The following is an 18,205-nucleotide window of genomic DNA, read 5'->3' on the forward strand; positions in this document are numbered from 1 at the left end:
TTCATCTGACCCCGTCTTGACCTCCAACTCGGGGTCAGAAGAACGAGTTCTTCAGACCCCTGTGCCACGTCTAACTCAGGGGTCTGATGAAAGCCTTCATCTGACCCCATTCTGACTTTCAACTCGGGGTCAGAAGAACGAGTTCTTCAGACCCCTGTGCCTACCTTCACCCCGCGCTCTTGGGAATCACCCGCTCCCGCACAAACACAATCAGAATCGCCGCCAACGTCAACACCGGCCAGGACCCGGTCTGCATATACGGCGTGCTCCCGGTTGCGGTAAATACTTCTCCGGTCAGGGTCGCCCGCTCGAATTGAGGAATCCGTTCGGTGATCTGGCCCTTCTCGTTGATGATGGCCGTCACCCCGTTGTTGGTACCGCGCAGCATGTAGCGACCGGTCTCCAGGGCGCGCATGCGGGCGATCTGCAGATGCTGTAACGGGCCGATGGAGTCGCCGAACCAGCCGTCGTTGCTGATGGTCAGCAGCAGCCCGGCCCCCCGGCTGTTGAAGGCGACGAAATCCGGGTACGCCACCTCGTAGCAGATGAAGGGCATGACGTTGATGCCGTTGGCCTGCAGTGGCTCCTGCCATTCCGGGCCCCGGCTGAAGCTGCTCATGGGCAGGTCGAAGAAGCCGATCAGGCCCCGGAGCACACTTTGCAGCGGAACGTACTCACCAAAGGGCACCAGCTTTTGCTTGTGGTACATACCGCCACCGTTGCCGATGGCCATGATGCTGTTGTGGAAGGTGAAGTCCTCGATACGGTCGCTGAAACCGTACCAGGGGATACCGGTGATCAGGGTGCTGTTTTCGCCCAGCTCCCCGTCGATATGCTCGATAATCTTGCCGGCCTGGTCCTGGGTGATCGGGATTGCCGTCTCCGGCCAGAGGATCAGGTCGGTATCCCAGTGATCCTCGGTGAGGGTCAGGTAGGTAACGATCTGATCCCTGAGGAAGTCGGGGTCCCACTTGACCTGTTGGGGAATGTTGCCCTGCATGGCGGCGAAAGTGGTGGGCTGTTCGCTGATCTCGGTCCAGTCAATCCGGTTCATGGCCGGGGCCGCGCCCCAGGGAACCAGGGCCAGGAGCAGCACCAGGCCGGCCATTGTCCGGCGCTGACCCAGGAACAGCCAGCCGGCGGCATAAGCGGCGACGCCGGTTACCGTCACCCAGAAAGTGAGACCATGGACCCCGGTCAGTGGGGCCAGCCCGGCGAGGGGACCGTCGGTGTGGGCGGTGCCCAGATAGAGCCAGGGGAAGCCGGTCAGTAGCCAGCCCCGCAACCAGTCACCGAGGATCCAGATAGCCGGGAACAGGATCAGCCGCCGTACAGCGCTCTCTTTGGCCAGCTTGCCCCAGAACCAGAAAGCCAGTGCATGGAACAGTGCCAGCCCCGTGACAAACAGCACGGTAAGCAGGATGGCGATCGGAATGGAGGTATTGCCGTGTTCGCTGATACTGATGTAGACCCAGCTGGCGCCGGTGGCGAACAGGCCCAGGCCGGTAAACCAGCCGGCCCGGAGCAGCTGGCCAGGGGCGGCTGGAATGGTAACCAGAAGTATCAGGAATACCGACACCGGCCCCAGCCACCACAGATTGAAGGGGGCGAAAGTCAGGGTCTGGAGCGCACCCGCAACCACGAGGGTAAGGGCCCCCAGCCACGGGATCCGGTTCAGCGGGGTTCTTAGGGTAGTGCGGGTTGCGTTACTGCTCACTTCGGGTTACCTGCAACAGACGAATGACACGGTTATCGGCGTTGGCAATAGTAAACTGCAAACCGCCGAATTCAACCGTCTCGCCCCGTCTGGGCAGGTGACCAAACTCTTTCAGAACCACACCGCCGATGGTGTCGAAATCTTCTTCGTCCAGTTCGGTCTGGAAGAATTCATTGAAATCGTCCACGGGCGTGACCGCCTTCACGGCAAAGGAGCCATCGCCCCGGGCCTTGATGTTGGTCTCTTCATCGAAGTCGTGCTCGTCCTCGATCTCGCCAACAATCTGCTCCAGCACATCCTCGATGGTGATCAGGCCGGCGGTGCCGCCGTACTCGTCCACCACGATGGCCATGTGATTGCGGTTTTCCTTGAACTCCTTGAGCAGCTGGTTCAGGCGCTTGCTCTCGGGCACAAAGTTGGGCGGGCGCAGGATCTCGCGGATGCGGTTCCAGTTCAGTTCGTTGTTCATGGCCAGGGGCAGGAGATCCTTGGCCAGCAGGACGCCGATGACATCATCCTGGCTGTCGCCGATGACCGGAAAACGACTGTGGGCAGAGGAAATGATTTCCCCCAGGAATTCCTTTGGCTCCTGGGAGGCTTTCACGGTGACCATCTGGGAGCGGGGGATCATGATTTCGTCGACCCGCATGTCGATCACCTGCATGGCACCTTCGATGATGCTCATGGCATCGACATCGATGATGTTCTGGGACTCCGCGTCCCGCAGGATTTCCAGCACGTCCTCAACGGACTCAGGCCCGCTGGAGAAGGCCTGTGATATACGCTCCAGCCAGGACTTGTTGCCCTGGCTGCGACTCGACTGATCGTCGCTCATGAGTCTTGTTCCGTTTCCTCTGCTTCGTAAGGGTTATCGTATCCAAGCTGCCTCAGCAGCCGGATCTCGAGGGCTTCCATGACCTCGGCATCTTTGTCGTCAATATGATCGTAGCCCTGCAGATGCAACATACCGTGCACCACCATATGGGCCCAATGGGCTTCGATCGTTTTATGCTGCTCACCGGCCTCTCGTTCAACAACCGGCGCACAAATGACGAGATCTCCCGCCAATGGGACCGTTATACCCGCTGGGGCCTCAAATGGGAAGGACAATACATTGGTCGGTTTGTCCTTGCCGCGATACTCGTGATTCAGCTCCTGGCTTTCAAGGGCACCAACAATACGAATCGTCACCTCGGACGGATTCTCCCCCAGCCAGGCGGCCTGCGCCCAGGTCTGGAACAGGGCCTCGTCCGGAACGCCTTCTCCCTCATACACATTCTGGAAATCAACCGTCAGCTCGCTCACTGGCCCGTGGCACTCCCGTCATCAAAGGAATCGTAGGCCTCGACAATCCGTTGCACCAGCGGGTGGCGGACCACGTCTTTGGCGTCAAAGCGGGTAAAGCCGATACCGGACACCTTGCTCAGCACATTGGCGGCATGAATGAGGCCGGAATTCTGCCCGCGGGGCAGGTCCACCTGGGTCGTATCCCCGGTGATCACCGCAGTGGAACCAAAACCGATCCGGGTCAGGAACATCTTCATCTGTTCCCGGGTGGTGTTCTGGCTCTCGTCGAGGATGATGAACGAGTTATTCAGCGTCCGGCCCCGCATGAAGGCCAGTGGCGCAATCTCGATCACGCTCTTCTCGATGAGGCGGGTAACCTGGTCAAAGCCGAGCATTTCATAGAGGGCGTCGTACAGCGGACGCAGATACGGGTCCACCTTCTGTGCCAGATCCCCTGGCAGGAAGCCCAGCTTCTCACCAGCCTCGACCGCCGGGCGAACCAGCAGGATGCGCTTCACCTGTTCGTCCTTCAGCGCTTCCACGGCACAGGCCACCGCAAGCCAGGTCTTGCCGGTACCCGCCGGACCAATGCCGAAGTTGATATCGTGCGTGCGGATGTTGTGCACGTACTTCTGCTGGTTCCTGCCCCGGGGCTTGGCGGTCATCTTGGGGGTCTTGATGACCGTCACCTGGCCTTCATCGTAGGGCACGTCATCGGGGAGGCGCTCGATGCCGGTTTCCCGGATGAACAGGTGCACGGTATCCGGCGGGATATCGTCGGTGGCTTCTGTTTCCCGGTACAGGTGGCGGATGACTTCAACGGCAGCCGCCACGTGTTCGGTTTCGCCCTCGACGCGGAAATGATGGCCCCGGCGACCGACTTTTACCTGAAGGCGTTTCTCGATCATCTTGAGGTTTTCGTCGAACTGGCCGCACAGGGTGGCCAGCCGGCGCTGGTCTACCGGGTGCAGGTCGAATTGTCTGGTGTCGTGTGTGTTCAATCTTGCTCCGTGTGGTTTACTCCCCTGGTTTCTTGGGAGTCAGCTGTTCTGGATTTTGGAGTCAGGCCAGGGTGCGGGGCCCCGCACCCTCGTCGATCTTACTATTTGCAGGCCCGTGAGTAGAAAAACAAGTAGCTTGGGAGTGTCGGTCTAAAATGGGGTCAGATGAATGCTTTCATCTGACCCCTGCTTTGACGGCTTCCGACTTCAACGGGCTGCTCTCTCGACTTAAATTACCCCGGACTATATCTGTGCTGTCCGAAGCCCTTCCAGCCAGCCTCCCAACGCCGGACCTTAAACAGATGCGTACTCAGCCTTAATACAACTCTGAGCCTACAGGCACACCCCGCAGCGAATTGGGATAAGCCTCCACAATCTCCACGTCAATGAAGTTCCCGACCACTTCCGGGTTCTCATGGCGGAAGTTCACAATCCGGTTGTTCTCGGTCCGCCCCGCATACTCCCCGGGATCTTTCTTGGACAGGCCGGTCACCAGAATCCGCTGGGTGGTGCCCACCATCTTGCGGCTGATGTCCATCGCCTGCTGGTTAATCCGCTGCTGCAGGATCGCCAGGCGCTCTTTCTTCACTTCCATCGGGGTGTCATCCGGCAGGTCGGAAGCCGGGGTGCCCGGACGGGCGCTGTAAACAAAACTGAAGGACACGTCAAAGCCGATGTCGTTGATCAGCTTCATGGTGTCCTCGAAGTCCTTGTCGGTCTCACCCGGGAAGCCCACGATGAAATCGGAGGAGAAGCTGATGTCCGGGCGGATCTTGCGCAGGCGGCGGAGCTTGGATTTGTACTCCAGTGCTGTATGGCCGCGCTTCATGGCCGCCAGGATGCGGTCGGAGCCGCTCTGGACCGGCAGGTGCAGGTGGCTGACCAGCTCGGGAACCCGTTCGTAGACGTCGATCAGCGCGTCCGAGAATTCCACCGGGTGCGAGGTGGTGTAGCGGATGCGGTCGATGCCGTCGATGGTGGCGATCAGTTCGATCAGCTCGGCCAGGTCCATGACGTCGCCGTCGTGGGTTTCGCCGCGGTAGGCGTTGACGTTCTGGCCGAGGAGGTTCACTTCCCGAACTCCCTGGCCGGCCAGGTGGGCGACTTCTGCGATCACGTCATCGACCGGGCGGCTGACTTCTTCGCCGCGGGTATAGGGCACCACGCAGAAGGTGCAGTATTTGCTGCAGCCTTCCATGATGGAGACAAACGCAGAGGGGCCGTCGGCGCCCGGTTCGGGCAGATTGTCGAATTTCTCGATTTCCGGGAAGCTGACGTCCACCACGCCGACGCCGTTACCTTTCATGCGCACTTCGCTGATCATGTCCGGCAGGCGGTGCAGGGTCTGGGGGCCGAAGACCATGTCCACGTAGGGCGCGCGGTCGATGATGGCCTGACCTTCCTGGCTGGCGACGCAGCCGCCAACGCCGATGATCAGTTCGGGTTTTTTGCTCTTGAGGCTTTTCCAGCGGCCAAGCTGGTGGAATACCTTCTCCTGGGCTTTTTCCCGGATGGAGCAGGTGTTCAGCAGCAGGATGTCGGCGTCGTCCGGGCTGTCGGTCACTTCGACCGCTTCGCCGGTTTTGAGCAGGTCTGCCATGCGGGCAGAGTCGTACTCGTTCATCTGACAGCCGTGGGTTTTGATATACAGCTTTTTGGCCATGGTTCTCACGTGATCTGGTGGATGTCGCGCCGGGACTGGTGGTTTTCGCGGGGCGCTAGCAAAAAGGAACTGCGTATTATAACGGGGTGATTATTCTTCAACCACCATTGTCTCGGCTTGTCGCTAGTTTCTATGTGGTATTATCTCCGGGCTCCATGCTTTGGGTGCATGAAGGGCTTGGCGGTGGGCTTTCCAAAACCCGCTCCTTCGGCACGTCCATGTGACGCTTGAGCTCCGCCATCCTTGGCTCCGCACAGTTTTGGAAAGCCCACCGCCAAGCCCTTCCCGTACCATGGAGTAATCCCGTCGGATACGCCTACGAGGTTTCCGGCAAGTATGAATAGATAAACCGACTAAACATGACTCCTGAACGCCTCGCCCGAATCAAACAAACCCTCGACACCCGCCAACCGGACCTCCGTGTGTTGACCGACCAGGTCCACAAGCCCCGGAACCTGTCGGCCATCATCCGCTCCTGCGATGCCTTTGGCCTGGCCAACATGCACGTGGTCTGGCCGAAGGAAGGCTTCCGCGCGTTCCGGAAGACCGCGGGTGGCAGTTACAACTGGGTGACCACCCACACGCATCCCACCATGGACGATGCGGTCGCGGACCTGAAGGCGCAGGGGCACAAGCTCTATGCCGCCCAGCTTTCGGACCGGGCGGTGGATTTCCGGGAGGTGGATTACACGGTGCCCTGTACCATCATCATGGGCAACGAGGTGGACGGCGTGAGTTCGGATGCTGCAGCCGAGGCGGATGAGCACATTGTGATCCCGATGATGGGGATGGTGGAGTCGCTGAACGTGTCCTCCGCCTGCGCCATCATCCTGTCCGAGGCCCATCGCCAGCGGAAGCTGGCCGGGATGTTCGAGCAGCGGCGGCTGCCGGATGAGGAATATGACCGCCTGTTGTTCTGCTGGTGCCAGCCGACGGTAAAGCGCTACTGCGACGACCGCAACCTGCCGTATCCGCCCATTGACCCGGAAACCGGAGAGTTGATTGACGGGGTAGGGTGGATGAAAGAAGTCCGAAAGCAACGGCACCCGCACCTGGCGCGATGCTCAGGGGTCAGATGAATGCCTTCATCTGACCCCATCTTTAATTGTTACCCCGCCGCTAACAAGGGGACACATGCTCCGGGGTCTGATGAAAACTTTCATCTGACCCCCATGTTCAAGTTCAGACTTCGCCGCTAACAAGGGGTCAGAAGAAAGCGTTCTTCAGACCCCGGCGTCGCCACCAAGTCCGCAGGCATACTCAGGGGTCTGATGAAAACCTTCATCTGACCCCATCTTCACTATCACTCCTCCCGAGCCTCCAGGTACCGCTGCAACTGCTCCCGCAACGCCTTCGGCAGCCGGGTAATCGTCAGTGCATCCTTGTCCCGGTCATAGTAAACCGCCTGGTTCACCAGGTCCGAGGAAAACGAAACACTCATCCCGCCACCGGACCCGGCAATTCGTACCAGCTTCTTCACTTTACGGTGATCCGGGTGCAGAACTCCCGTTTCCGGCAGTTCGGCGTTCTGGCTGGCAAATTCCTTGAAACGTTGGGGCTCGCTTTCATCCAGGTAGCCGGACAGCGCCTCGATTTCTACCGGCTCGCCCAGGGCATGCTGTTCCTTGCAGAATTCGTAGGCGCGGGAGCGGACTTCACCCGCCTTCTCCGGCTCGGACGTCTTGGCGAAGGCTTCCACGGCATCCAGGAAGGTCATGGTTTCCTTTTCCACGTCCACGTTGTTGGTGAAGCCGCACAGACGGATGAACAGTTCGCCCGGCTCGCCGGTACCGCGACCGTGGACAAGGGTGAGGTAGTTCTCGCTGCCGTTCTCGCCCAGCCAGTCGTCCAGTTCGATGCGAACGGCGAGGTTCAGGCGTGACAGGCTGAGTACGTCGGTGGCGTCAAGAACCTGGTTGCCGTCGAAGCGCATGGCGCTGTCAGTTTCGACAATCAGCAGGTAGACCACCTCGGCGTCGGCGAGAGCTTCGTGCACGATCATGAGGTGACCGTCGAACTCCTCCTGGCAACCGGTAAGCAGTTCCTGCCACTGGCCGAACAGGCGGTCGGTCATGGCGCCGAAGCTCTGTTTGTCTTCCCGGTAATCCTTGAGCCAGCTGCTGAAGGGGCACTCGCCCAGGTCCTCGGAGAAGCGGCCGTATTTCTTCCCGGGCTTGCTGTTGAACAGGCGCTTCATCTGCTTGTGCAGGGCCTCGTAATCGCCACCGGGCTCCTGCAGGGCTTCACCGCTGTTGAGGCGGGCGGGCTGGCCCGGCTGGTACTGGCTGGCAAAGGCGGTGCGAAGGTATTTGATGGCCATGACGTGTTGTTCCCCGATTGATGAACGACAAAGCCCCGAGGGCGGTAGGCCGCTCGGGGCTGTGCATTGTAGCCATGAACTCGGGGTCAGAAGAAGGCTTTCTTCAGACTCCTGGGGCCGGCGTTGAACTTGGGGGTCATAAACCCGGGGTCAGAAGAACGCTTTCTTCTGACCCCTTCTTAAGACCTCAGGCTCCCTTTTCCCGCTAAACCTCGGGGTCAGAAGAAAACCTTCTTCTGACCCCATCTTCAGGCGTCACCGCCTTTTCAGATCCGCTTACTCCGAACCAGCCCCTGCACCAATTCACTGACCGCCCCCGGAATCTCCTTCTCGGAGTCAGCACTCACCGCCGCGTTGGCAATGTCGGTGCCCAGGTTCACGGCTATCGCGACCAGGCCGTGGGCTGTCAGGAGCTGAGCGGTCCTGCGACGCTCGTCGGCATCGCCTGCGCTTTCCTCGCTCAGTACCACAGCGGTCTTGCCCTGGTCGAACAGCGCACGTTCCACCGCCAAAGCCAGGGCCGGGGCCTGTTTGCCGTTACAGGCAATGATGGCCGGCTTCTGGGCCAGGCGACGCTCGCGCTCTTCCGCAGTCACCGGATCGAGAGACTCGCCACTGTCCGCCAGTCCGGCGATCATGCCGGCACCGATGGTGACGTTGGTCAGGCGGTCCACGACGATGAAGCTGCCCGTCGCATGGTTGCGCTGGTAGGCATCAAACGCGATCGGCTGATTCAGGGTAAGCTCGCACAGACCGATCTCGTTCAGGGCCAGCCGGGTTGGATTGGCTTGCTGATCGAGCGTGTTCACATCGGTCTGGTGGTGAATCTTCTTCACCGTTCCGGAGGTGAACGTGGGCCCGAGCTTGATGTCATACAGGCGCCCGGTTTCCAGCGGGGCGTCAGTCATCCAGACGATGTTGGCATTGAAGCGGTTGGCGACTTCCGGCTCGTCTTCGACCTTGACCAGCATGTCGCCCCGGCTGACATCGATTTCGTCTTCCAGCGTCAGGGTCACCGCCTGATCAATGTAGGCCTCGTCGAGCTTGCCGTCGAAGGTCACGATGTCCCTGACCGCGCTGGTGCGCCGGGAGGGCAGGGCCATGACCTTGTCGCCCGGGCGAATGACACCTGAGGCAATGGTGCCGCAGAAGCCGCGGAAATCGAGGTCCGGGCGGTTCACGTACTGCACCGGGAAGCGGAAGTGCTCCAGGTTCTTGTCCCGGGAGACCTCGACCGTTTCCAGGATTTCCATCAGCGGTTGTCCGGTGAACCAGGGCGTGTTCTCGCTCTTGTTCACCACGTTGTCCCCTTCCAGGGCGGAAATCGGCACGAAGCGAATGTCCTTCAGTCCGAGCTTGGCGGCAAAGGCGAGGTACTCGTCCTTGATCTCGTTGAAGCGGTCTTCGCTGAAATCCACCAGATCCATCTTGTTCACCGCCACCACGATGTGGCGGATGCCCAGCAGGGACGCAATGTAGGAGTGCCGACGGGTCTGGGTCAGCACGCCGTGGCGGGCGTCGATCATCAGGATCGCCAGTTGTGCGGTGGACGCGCCGGTCGCCATGTTGCGGGTGTACTGCTCGTGGCCCGGGGTATCGGCGATAATGAACTTGCGCTTGTCGGTAGAGAAATAGCGGTAGGCGACATCGATGGTGATGCCCTGTTCCCGCTCGGCCTGCAGGCCGTCCACCAGCAGGGCCAGATCCAGCTTCTCGCCGGTGGTGCCCATCTTGGCGCTGTCGCTCTTGAGACTGGCCATGTGATCTTCGTAGATCATCTTGGTGTCGTGCAGCAGGCGCCCGATCAGGGTGCTTTTGCCGTCGTCCACGCTGCCGCAGGTGAGCAGGCGCAGCAGTTCCTTGTTTTCGTGCTGTTTCAGATAGGCCTGGATGTCTTCGGCGATGAGATCTGAGCTATGAGACATTAGAAATACCCCTCGCGCTTTTTCTGCTCCATGGACCCGGCGGAGTCGTGGTCAATCACCCGGCCCTGGCGCTCTGAGCTGGTGGCCAGCAGCATTTCCTGGATGATTTCCGGCAGGGTATCCGCCTCGGATTCGATGGCACCCGTCAGGGGATAGCAGCCGAGGGTCCGGAAGCGCACCGACTTCATCATCGGCTCCTCTCCCTCTTTGAGGGGCATCCGGTCATCGTCCACCATGATCAGGGTGCCGTCGCGCTCGACCACCGGCCGCTTGGCGGCGTAGTACAGCGGGACAATCTCGATGTTTTCCAGGTAGATGTACTGCCAGATGTCCAGCTCGGTCCAATTGGACAGCGGGAACACGCGGATGCTTTCGCCCTTGTTGATCTTGCCGTTGTAGATGTTCCACAGCTCCGGACGCTGGTTCTTCGGATCCCAGCGGTGATGTTCGTCCCGGAATGAGTACACGCGTTCCTTGGCACGGGATTTCTCCTCGTCCCGGCGGGCACCGCCGAAGGCGGCATCGAACTTGTACTTGTCCAGGGCTTGCTTCAGGGACTGGGTTTTCATCACATCGGTATGCTTGGCGCTGCCGTGGGTGAACGGGCCGATCCCCTGTTTCACGCCTTCTTCATTGATGTGCACGATCAGATCCAGACCATATTCCTTCACCTTGCGGTCCCGGAACTCGATCATGTCCCGGAATTTCCAGGTAGTGTCCACGTGCAACAGGGGAAAGGGAGGCTTGCCCGGATAGAATGCCTTGCGGGCCAGGTGCAGCATCACGGCGGAGTCTTTCCCGATGGAATAGAGCATTACCGGGTTATCAAACTCGGCTGCCACTTCCCGGATAATGTGGATGCTTTCCGCTTCCAGCTGTTTCAGGTGTGTGAGGTTATATGTGGTCATGATCATCCATTGCCGACGCGGGGCGTAGGTGGCTGTACAGTTACGATCTGCAACTATAACAGAGCCGACAATGGCATAAGAAGGAGTCGTGCTAGAATTTCACGCTATAAAAATATAGCGTTCGCCAGCCTTCAGCGCGCTTGAGAAACTGACTCTCAGGCGCCGGCAGGCTTGCGAAGATCGGCCAGGAGTTTCGAGACATAGCGGTCTACATAGTCGTAACCGTTGCCTTCGAACTCGGCGAACTGGATGCCGAGGTGGAACTCGTCCCGCGCGACCCGGCGCATGTTGACAATGCTGCCCTCGGCAATGATCGATACCGGTTGGGTAGGAAGAACGGGGACGGCAAAGCGCGCCCTTACCGGAATCCAGTGCCCGGGAGCCGGCGCTTTCCGGTCGGGGATCAGCTTCTCTACGGCCTTCTCGGTGCAGGAAATCATGACACCGCTCCGGGACAGGTTGGCAACGGAGCAGGTAAGGCATTCGCCGTCCGGCTTTTCGATGGTGATGTCTGCGGAGACATCGACGCGCTGTTGATTGCGCAAATTGGGTTTTGCCGTCGTTGTTTTCATTCTTACTCTTCTGGCGTGACTGGTCTGAAAAGATGCTGCCTTTCCCATAAAAATCCTTCCAGAAAAAATACTTAAGCGTTAAAGATTCTATGTGTTTAAAATCTGAACAGCAAGACACCTGACGTCATTAGTGGCAGTTTTGTGACGCCATTCCGGCAGGGCGTCAAAGTTTTGGCCCTGGATCTGCGGTTTCTACCACCCCGGCCGGGCTGCAGTCCGGCGCTGTCGTGGGGTAAACTACGCGCTTTCATTCATTGCAGGGGCGATCTGCCGCTCCGGGAATTCCTGTAAACGCTATGACCGACAAAACTGAAACCGCCGCCGCATCTGGCGGCAAAGTAGGCTTCATCAGCCTTGGTTGCCCGAAGGCCCTGGTAGACTCCGAGCGGATCCTGACCCAGCTTCGCCAGGACGGCTACGATGTCGTGCCCACCTATGACGACGCCGATATCGTGGTCGTGAACACCTGTGGATTCATCGACGCGGCCAAGCAGGAATCCCTGGATGCCATCGGCGAAGCCATGAACGAAAACGGCAAGGTGATCGTTACCGGCTGCATGGGCGTGGAAGCGGACAAGATCCGCGACACCCACCCCGGCGTGCTGGCCGTCTCCGGCCCTCATGCCTATGAGGAGGTCGTCGGCGCCGTTCATCAGTACGTGCCCCCGAAAAAGGAACACGACCCCTTCGTGGACCTGGTTCCGCCCCAGGGCATCAAGCTGACTCCACGGCATTATGCCTACCTGAAGATTTCCGAGGGCTGCAACCATCGCTGCACCTTCTGCATCATCCCCTCCATGCGCGGCGATCTGGTCAGCCGCCCGATCGGGGACGTGATGGATGAGGCCAAGCGGCTCGTGGACGCCGGCTTGAAGGAGCTGTTGGTCATTTCCCAGGACACCTCCGCCTACGGCGTGGACATCAAGTACCGCACCGGCTTCTGGCAGGGTCGCCCGCTGAAAACCAAAATGCAGGCCCTGTGCGAGGCCCTGGGTGAGCTCGGCGTCTGGGTGCGTTTGCACTATGTCTACCCGTACCCGCACGTGGACGACGTCATCCCGTTGATGGCCGAAGGCAAGATCCTGCCGTACCTGGATATCCCGTTCCAGCACGCCAGCCCGAAAGTCCTCAAGGCCATGAAGCGCCCGGCCCATGACAGCAAGACGCTGGAGCGCATCAAAAAGTGGCGGGAGATCTGCCCGGAACTGACCATCCGTTCTACCTTCATCGTCGGCTTCCCGGGCGAAACCGAGGAAGACTTCCAGTACCTGCTGGACTGGCTGGACGAGGCTCAGCTCGACCGCGTGGGCGCGTTTACCTATAGCCCGGTGGAAGGCGCCAAAGCCAACGAGCTGGAGGGTGCGGTTCCTGAGGATGTAAAAGAAGAGCGCTTGGCCCGTTTCATGGCCAAGCAGGCAGAGATTTCAGCGGCCCGTCTGCAGGCCAAGATCGGCAAGACTATCGACGTTCTCATCGATGAAGTTGACGAGGAGGGTGCCATCGGCCGCTCCAAGGCGGATGCCCCGGAGATCGACGGCATGGTTTACCTCAACGGCGAAACCGATCTGGTTCCTGGCCAGATTGTTCAGGCTGTTGTCGAGCATGCTGATGAGCACGATCTGTGGGGTCGGCTTGTTTGATTGTTTTTGACTTGGGCTCCTAGCCTTCTGGTTTTGCGGGAGGGCCTTGGCGGGCGGCGCCTCCCAAAAACCGCTACGAGCACGTCCATGTGCGCTTGTTTCAGGCCATCCTTGGCCTTCAACATTTTTGGGAGGCGCCGCCCGCCAAGGCCTCGCTCTTCTCAGTGATAGTCGGGTGTCAGCTCAAGGCTCGTTTCATTAGAGCCGAAGTGATGATCCTTGTATTGGCAGATCAAACGACAAGCTTCCAGGCTTGATTTGCGCCTGTTTAAGTTTCGGTGACTCTTCCTCTGAATTTGGCGAGCGCGGGTGGGTCAGGCCTGCCAAAACTGTGCGGAGCCATGGATGGCGGAGCTCAAGCGTCACATGGACGTGCCGAAGGAGCGGGTTTTGGCAGGCCTGACCCACCCGTGCGACACCCCCAAACCATAAAGGCTAGGGCCGCAGCAAGAAACCACGACCCAGAGCCAACGGGTCACCCCCCAAGCTTCTTGACAAGAATCTCGTTAAAGAGCTTCGGATTACCCTGCCCCTTGGAGGCCTTCATAAGGGGCCCCATAAAGCCGCCAAGCATCTTCTTGCGCTTCTTCGGGTCTTCCTCGTTCTGGTACTGGGCCACCTGATCCGGCATGCCGGCCAGAACCTCGTCGACCATGGCTTCCAGGGCACCAGTGTCAGACACCTGCTTCAGACCCTTGGCATCGATGATGGCATCCACATTGTCATTCTCGCCGGTCCACAGCGCCTCGAACACCTTCTTGGCGCCGGCGGACGACACCGTGTTATCGGCAATGCGGACCACCAGATCACCCAGCTGCGCGCCGGTGATCGGAGACTCGGCCACGGACTTCTCTTCCGCCTTCAGGCGGGCCGAAAACTCGCCCTGGATCCAGTTGGCCGCCAGTTTCGCGTCCTTGCCGTGTGCCGCCGCTTCCTCGAAGAACGCAGCCAGCTTCGCGTCACCGGACAGCAGGCCGGCGTCGTAGTCGTTCAGGCCATATTGCTCCTTGAAGCGGGCCTTGCGGGCGTCCGGCAGTTCCGGCAGACGGCTGCGGGCGTCTTCGATGAAGTCGTCATCGATCACCACCGGCAACAGGTCCGGGCAGGGGAAGTAACGGTAATCGTTGGCTTCTTCCTTGGTCCGCATGGAGCGGGACTCGTCGCGGTCGCCGTTGTACAGGCGGGTTTCCTGGATGATGCGGCCGCCGTCTTCCAGGATGTCCATCTGCCGCTCCACCTCATGAGCGATGGCCTGTTCCATGAACCGGAACGAGTTCAGGTTCTTGGTCTCGGTCCGGGTGCCCAGCTCATCCGAGCCCTTGGGCTTGAGCGAGATGTTCACGTCGAAACGCATGGAGCCCTGGGACATGTCGCCGTCGCAGATGCCCAGCGAAGTCACGATGCTGTGCAGCTTGCGGGCAAAGGCCACGGCTTCCTCGGCGCTGTTCATGTCAGGCTCGGTGACCACCTCGATCAGCGGCGTGCCGGCGCGGTTCAGGTCGATGCCGGACATGCCGTGATAGTCCTCGTGCAGGGACTTGCCGGCGTCTTCTTCCAGGTGGGCGTGGTGGATGCGCACGCGCTTGGTCTCGCGGTTGGCCAGGTCGACATCGACATAGCCAGGCCCAACAATCGGCTGCTCCAGCTGAGTGGTCTGGTAGCCCTTGGGCAGGTCCGGGTAGAAGTAGTTCTTCCGCTCGAACATGGAGCGACGGCCGATCTCGGCATTTACCGCCAGGCCGAACATCACCGCATAGCGGAAAGCGTTCTCGTTCGGTACCGGCAGGGTGCCGGGCATGGCCAGGTCAACGGCGTTGGCCTGGGTGTTGGGCTCGGCGCCGTAGGCGGTGCTGGAGCCGGAAAAGATCTTGGTTCTGGTGGCGAGCTGAACGTGAATTTCCAGCCCGATCACGATATCCCACTGCATGTGTTCGTCTCCTCTCTCGGGCTTATTTCGGTTCACGCTGGTGCCAGTCGGTCACCTGCTGGAACTGGTGGGCGGCGTTCAGCAGCCGGGCCTCGGCGAAGTAATCACCGATGATCTGCAGGCCAACGGGTAGCCCGTCCACGAAACCGGCCGGCACGGACATGGCCGGCAGGCCCGCAAGATTGATCGCGATGGTGAAAATGTCTTCCAGGTACATGGTGACCGGGTCGTTGGTCTTCTCGCCCTGGATAAAGGCCGGAGACGGAGAAGTGGGGCTCATCAGTACGTCCACTTCCTTGAAGGCGTTGGCGAAATCCTGCTGGATCAGGCGGCGCACCTTCTGGGCCTTGAGGTAATAGGCATCGTAGTAACCGTGGGAGAGGGCATAGGTACCCACCAGGATCCGTCGCTTCACCTCGGTGCCGAAGCCTTCGGCCCGGGTCCGGGTGTACATGTCCATCAGATCCTTCGGATCCTCACAGCGGTAGCCGTAACGCACCCCGTCGAACCGCGACAGGTTGGCGGAGGCCTCCGCCGGCGCGATCACGTAGTAGGCGGCAATCGCCAGCTTCGCGTTCGGCAGGGACACCTCCTTCACCGTCGCGCCCAGCTTCTCGTATTCCTTCACCGCGTTGCGAACCTGTTCTTCCATGGCCGGAGACAGCTGGTCGGTGAAGTATTCCTTTGGCAAACCGATCTTCAGGCCCTTCAGCGGCTCGTTCAGGGTGGCGGTGTAGTCCGGTACCTCGCGATCGATGGAGGTGGAATCCTTCGGATCGAAGCCGGCCATCACGTTCAGCATCAGCGCGTTATCCTCGGCGGTCCGCGCCATGGTGCCGCCCTGGTCCAGGGACGAGGCAAAGGCGATCATGCCGTAACGGGATACCCGGCCATAGGTCGGCTTCAGCCCGGTCACGCCACACAGTGCCGCCGGCTGACGGATGGACCCGCCGGTATCAGTTGCGGTGGCGGCCGGAACCAGGCGCGCCGCAACGGCGGCGGCCGAACCGCCGGAGGAGCCACCGGGTACGCGCTTCTCACCGGATGCCAGACCCCAGGGGTTGGTAACCGCGCCAAAGTGGCTGGACTCGTTGGACGAGCCCATGGCGAACTCATCCATGTTGGTCTTGCCCAGGCACACTGCGCCGGCCTGGCGGAACCTCTCGGTCACCGTTGCATCGTATGGGGGAACGAAATTTTCCAGCATCTTCGAACCGCAGGTGGTGCGAACACCGTTGGTGCAGAAGATATCCTTGTGGGCAAAAGGCACACCGGTCCAGGCGGTTGCCTTGCCGGCCGCCCGCATCTCATCGGCGGTTTTGGCGTCTGCCAGCGCCCGCTCTTCGGTGATGGTAATAAAGCTGTTGTACTTGCCGTCTTCCTGCTTCAGACGGTCGAGGAACTGCTGGGTCAGTTCCACACTGGAAATCTTGCCGCTCTCCAGCTCGCGGGAAAGCTCTGCTACAGACTTGTTATGCATGATGAATCCTGAAATCGCTGGTATTCAGATCGTCCGATGGTTGGCTCCCGCCAGGGCTCACTCAATAACCTTCGGTACCAGATACAGACCGTCCTCGGTCGCCGGTGCGATGGCCTGGAACGCCTCCCGCTGATTGGTCTCGGTCACCTCATCCGGCCGCAACCGCTGCACCGCGTCCAGTGGGTGTGCCATTGGTTCCACGGAATCGGTATCCGCGGCACTCAGCTGATCCACCAGATCCAGGATATTGCCCAAATCCTTTTCCAGTGCCGAAACCTGCTCGTCGTCCACCTTGATGCGGGCGAGCACGGCAACTTTTTCAATGTCCTCGCGGGAAATGCTCACATTGCCTCCCAGATAAATGAAATCTCTTTAATAAACGCGGATCGGGTAGTGAAGGCTACCCGTGGGTTTGGGGGTGCTTGGGGGACAGCTTTCCAAAACTGTGCGGAGCCATGGATGGCGGAGCTCAAGCGCCACAGGGACGTGCTTGAGCGGGTTTTGGAAAGCTGTCCCCCAAGCGCCCCTTCACCGAAGTCAGAATCAATCGGCTATGGTAACAGATTCGAACAATTGCGGGAGGCCCCGAATAATGTGGAAAATGTGACAATGGTAAGGCCGAGGGCCCCGATGGCGCCTTGCCTGAGTAGGTGCTCACTGCTAAAGTTGCCGCATTCTTTTCGCAACCGCAACTCTCAGGTTGAAACTACACGAATGTTGATCAAAAGACTCCGAGGCATTTTCTCCAGCGACCTGTCCATCGACCTGGGCACCGCCAACACCCTTATTTACGTGCGTGAGCGCGGCATCGTCCTGAACGAGCCCTCCGTGGTTGCCATCCGCACCAACAACTCCCAGAAAATGGTCGCCGCCGTCGGCTCCGAGGCCAAGCGCATGCTCGGTCGTACTCCGGGTAACATCACCGCCATCCGTCCCATGAAAGATGGTGTGATTGCCGACTTCGTCGTCACCGAGAAGATGCTCCAGCACTTCATCCATAAAGTGCATGAGAACAGCTTTATCACTCCGAGCCCCCGCGTCCTCGTGTGTGTGCCGAGCAAATCCACCCAGGTGGAGCGCAAGGCCATCCGCGAATCCGCACTGGGCGCCGGCGCCCGGGAAGTGTTCCTGATCGAGGAGCCCATGGCAGCGGCCATCGGCGCCGGCCTGCCGGTCGAGGAGGCCAGCGGCTCCATGATCGTTGACATCGGTGGGGGGACCACCGAGATCGCGATCATCTCCCTCAACGGCATCGTCTACGCCGAATCCGTCCGGGTCGGTGGTGACAAGTTTGACGAAGCCATCGTCACCTACGTGCGTCGCAATTACGGCAGCCTGATCGGTGACTCCACCGCCGAGCGCATCAAGCACGAAATCGGTTGTGCCTACGAAGGCCTGGAAATCCGCGAGATCGACGTGCGCGGACGCAACCTGGCCGAAGGCGTACCCCGGGCCTTTACCCTGAACAGCGAAGAGATTCTCGACGCCCTGCAGGAATCCCTGGCCCAGATCGTCCAGACCGTGAAAAGCGCCTTGGAACAGTCGCCGCCCGAACTGGCCTCCGATATCGCGGAGCGCGGCATCGTGCTGACCGGTGGTGGTGCGCTGCTGCGCGGCCTGGACAAACTCATCAGTGAAGAGACCGGTTTGCCGGTGATCATCGCCGAGGACCCGCTGACCTGTGTGGCCCGCGGTGGTGGCAAGGCACTGGAAGTCATTGATCGCGGTGGCATCGGAATGTTCTCCCAGGAGGGTTAAGCCCGTG

15 protein-coding genes are annotated in these 18,205 nt (G+C 60.0%); 3 read left to right on the forward strand and 12 right to left on the reverse strand.

Annotation, left to right across the window (positions count from 1 at the left end; translation table 11 throughout):
* Window positions 1-166 precede the first annotated feature (166 nt).
* From lnt to miaB, 5 genes are all read right to left on the reverse strand, one after another.
* Window positions 167-1,717: an apolipoprotein N-acyltransferase gene (gene lnt, locus MD273_RS04770; RefSeq protein ID WP_239036625.1), complete on the reverse strand. Its 1,551-nt coding sequence runs from the start codon at window positions 1,715-1,717 to the stop codon at window positions 167-169.
* The gene (locus MD273_RS04775; protein WP_239036626.1) at window positions 1,707-2,552 is read right to left on the reverse strand and encodes a CorC family transporter; all 846 of its coding nucleotides are present in this window, start codon (window positions 2,550-2,552) and stop codon (window positions 1,707-1,709) included. The genes lnt and MD273_RS04775 overlap by 11 nt, the downstream gene beginning before the upstream one ends.
* On the reverse strand, window positions 2,549-3,022 hold the full coding sequence (gene ybeY, locus MD273_RS04780) for an rRNA maturation RNase YbeY (protein ID WP_239036627.1): 474 nt from the start codon (window positions 3,020-3,022) through the stop codon (window positions 2,549-2,551). The genes MD273_RS04775 and ybeY overlap by 4 nt, the downstream gene beginning before the upstream one ends.
* Window positions 3,019-4,005, reverse strand: coding sequence for a PhoH family protein (locus MD273_RS04785; protein WP_239036628.1), 987 nt, complete (start codon window positions 4,003-4,005; stop codon window positions 3,019-3,021). The genes ybeY and MD273_RS04785 overlap by 4 nt, the downstream gene beginning before the upstream one ends.
* Before the next feature lie 316 nt (window positions 4,006-4,321).
* On the reverse strand, window positions 4,322-5,668 hold the full coding sequence (miaB, locus tag MD273_RS04790; protein ID WP_239036629.1) for a tRNA (N6-isopentenyl adenosine(37)-C2)-methylthiotransferase MiaB: 1,347 nt from the start codon (window positions 5,666-5,668) through the stop codon (window positions 4,322-4,324).
* A gap of 359 nt (window positions 5,669-6,027) precedes the next feature.
* On the opposite strand from miaB, the gene trmH reads away from it, so the two are divergent.
* A complete protein-coding gene (trmH, locus tag MD273_RS04795; RefSeq protein ID WP_239036630.1) occupies window positions 6,028-6,747 on the forward strand; it encodes a tRNA (guanosine(18)-2'-O)-methyltransferase TrmH in 720 nt (239 codons plus the stop codon).
* A gap of 224 nt (window positions 6,748-6,971) precedes the next feature.
* Here trmH and MD273_RS04800 read toward each other — a convergent pair whose 3' ends face one another.
* The 4 genes from MD273_RS04800 to MD273_RS04815 form a co-directional block, all read right to left on the reverse strand.
* Window positions 6,972-7,988 carry a nucleoid-associated protein gene (locus MD273_RS04800; protein WP_239036631.1) on the reverse strand — a complete coding sequence of 339 codons (1,017 nt, stop codon included), beginning with the start codon at window positions 7,986-7,988 and terminating at the stop codon, window positions 6,972-6,974.
* A gap of 266 nt (window positions 7,989-8,254) precedes the next feature.
* Window positions 8,255-9,913, reverse strand: coding sequence for a sulfate adenylyltransferase subunit CysN (gene cysN / locus MD273_RS04805; RefSeq protein WP_239036632.1), 1,659 nt, complete (start codon window positions 9,911-9,913; stop codon window positions 8,255-8,257).
* Window positions 9,913-10,827 (reverse strand): sulfate adenylyltransferase subunit CysD, encoded by a 915-nt coding sequence (gene cysD / locus MD273_RS04810; RefSeq protein WP_285229113.1) that lies wholly within the window; start codon window positions 10,825-10,827, stop codon window positions 9,913-9,915. The genes cysN and cysD overlap by 1 nt, the downstream gene beginning before the upstream one ends.
* A gap of 149 nt (window positions 10,828-10,976) precedes the next feature.
* Entirely contained in the window at window positions 10,977-11,393 is a 417-nt protein-coding gene (locus tag MD273_RS04815; protein ID WP_239036634.1) for a PilZ domain-containing protein, read from the reverse strand.
* A 296-nt stretch (window positions 11,394-11,689) separates the two neighbouring features.
* Here MD273_RS04815 and rimO point away from each other — a divergent pair, with 296 nt between their 5' ends.
* Window positions 11,690-13,033, forward strand: coding sequence for a 30S ribosomal protein S12 methylthiotransferase RimO (gene rimO, locus MD273_RS04820; protein WP_239036635.1), 1,344 nt, complete (start codon window positions 11,690-11,692; stop codon window positions 13,031-13,033).
* A 475-nt stretch (window positions 13,034-13,508) separates the two neighbouring features.
* Here the strand turns inward: rimO and gatB are convergent, their stop codons facing one another.
* From gatB to gatC, 3 genes are read right to left on the reverse strand one after another with little or no spacing between them, the layout of a single operon-like run.
* The gene (gene gatB, locus MD273_RS04825) at window positions 13,509-14,960 is read right to left on the reverse strand and encodes an Asp-tRNA(Asn)/Glu-tRNA(Gln) amidotransferase subunit GatB (protein ID WP_239036636.1); all 1,452 of its coding nucleotides are present in this window, start codon (window positions 14,958-14,960) and stop codon (window positions 13,509-13,511) included.
* 22 nt (window positions 14,961-14,982) lie between these two features.
* Entirely contained in the window at window positions 14,983-16,440 is a 1,458-nt protein-coding gene (gatA, locus tag MD273_RS04830) for an Asp-tRNA(Asn)/Glu-tRNA(Gln) amidotransferase subunit GatA (protein WP_239036637.1), read from the reverse strand.
* 57 nt (window positions 16,441-16,497) lie between these two features.
* A complete protein-coding gene (gene gatC / locus MD273_RS04835) occupies window positions 16,498-16,785 on the reverse strand; it encodes an Asp-tRNA(Asn)/Glu-tRNA(Gln) amidotransferase subunit GatC (RefSeq protein WP_092000994.1) in 288 nt (95 codons plus the stop codon).
* Window positions 16,786-17,157: 372 nt separating this feature from the next.
* On the opposite strand from gatC, the gene MD273_RS04840 reads away from it, so the two are divergent.
* Entirely contained in the window at window positions 17,158-18,198 is a 1,041-nt protein-coding gene (locus MD273_RS04840; protein ID WP_239037610.1) for a rod shape-determining protein, read from the forward strand.
* Window positions 18,199-18,205 lie beyond the last annotated feature (7 nt).

The sequence above is a fragment of the Marinobacter sp. C7 genome, from assembly GCF_022343555.1.
Taxonomy (GTDB): domain Bacteria; phylum Pseudomonadota; class Gammaproteobacteria; order Pseudomonadales; family Oleiphilaceae; genus Marinobacter.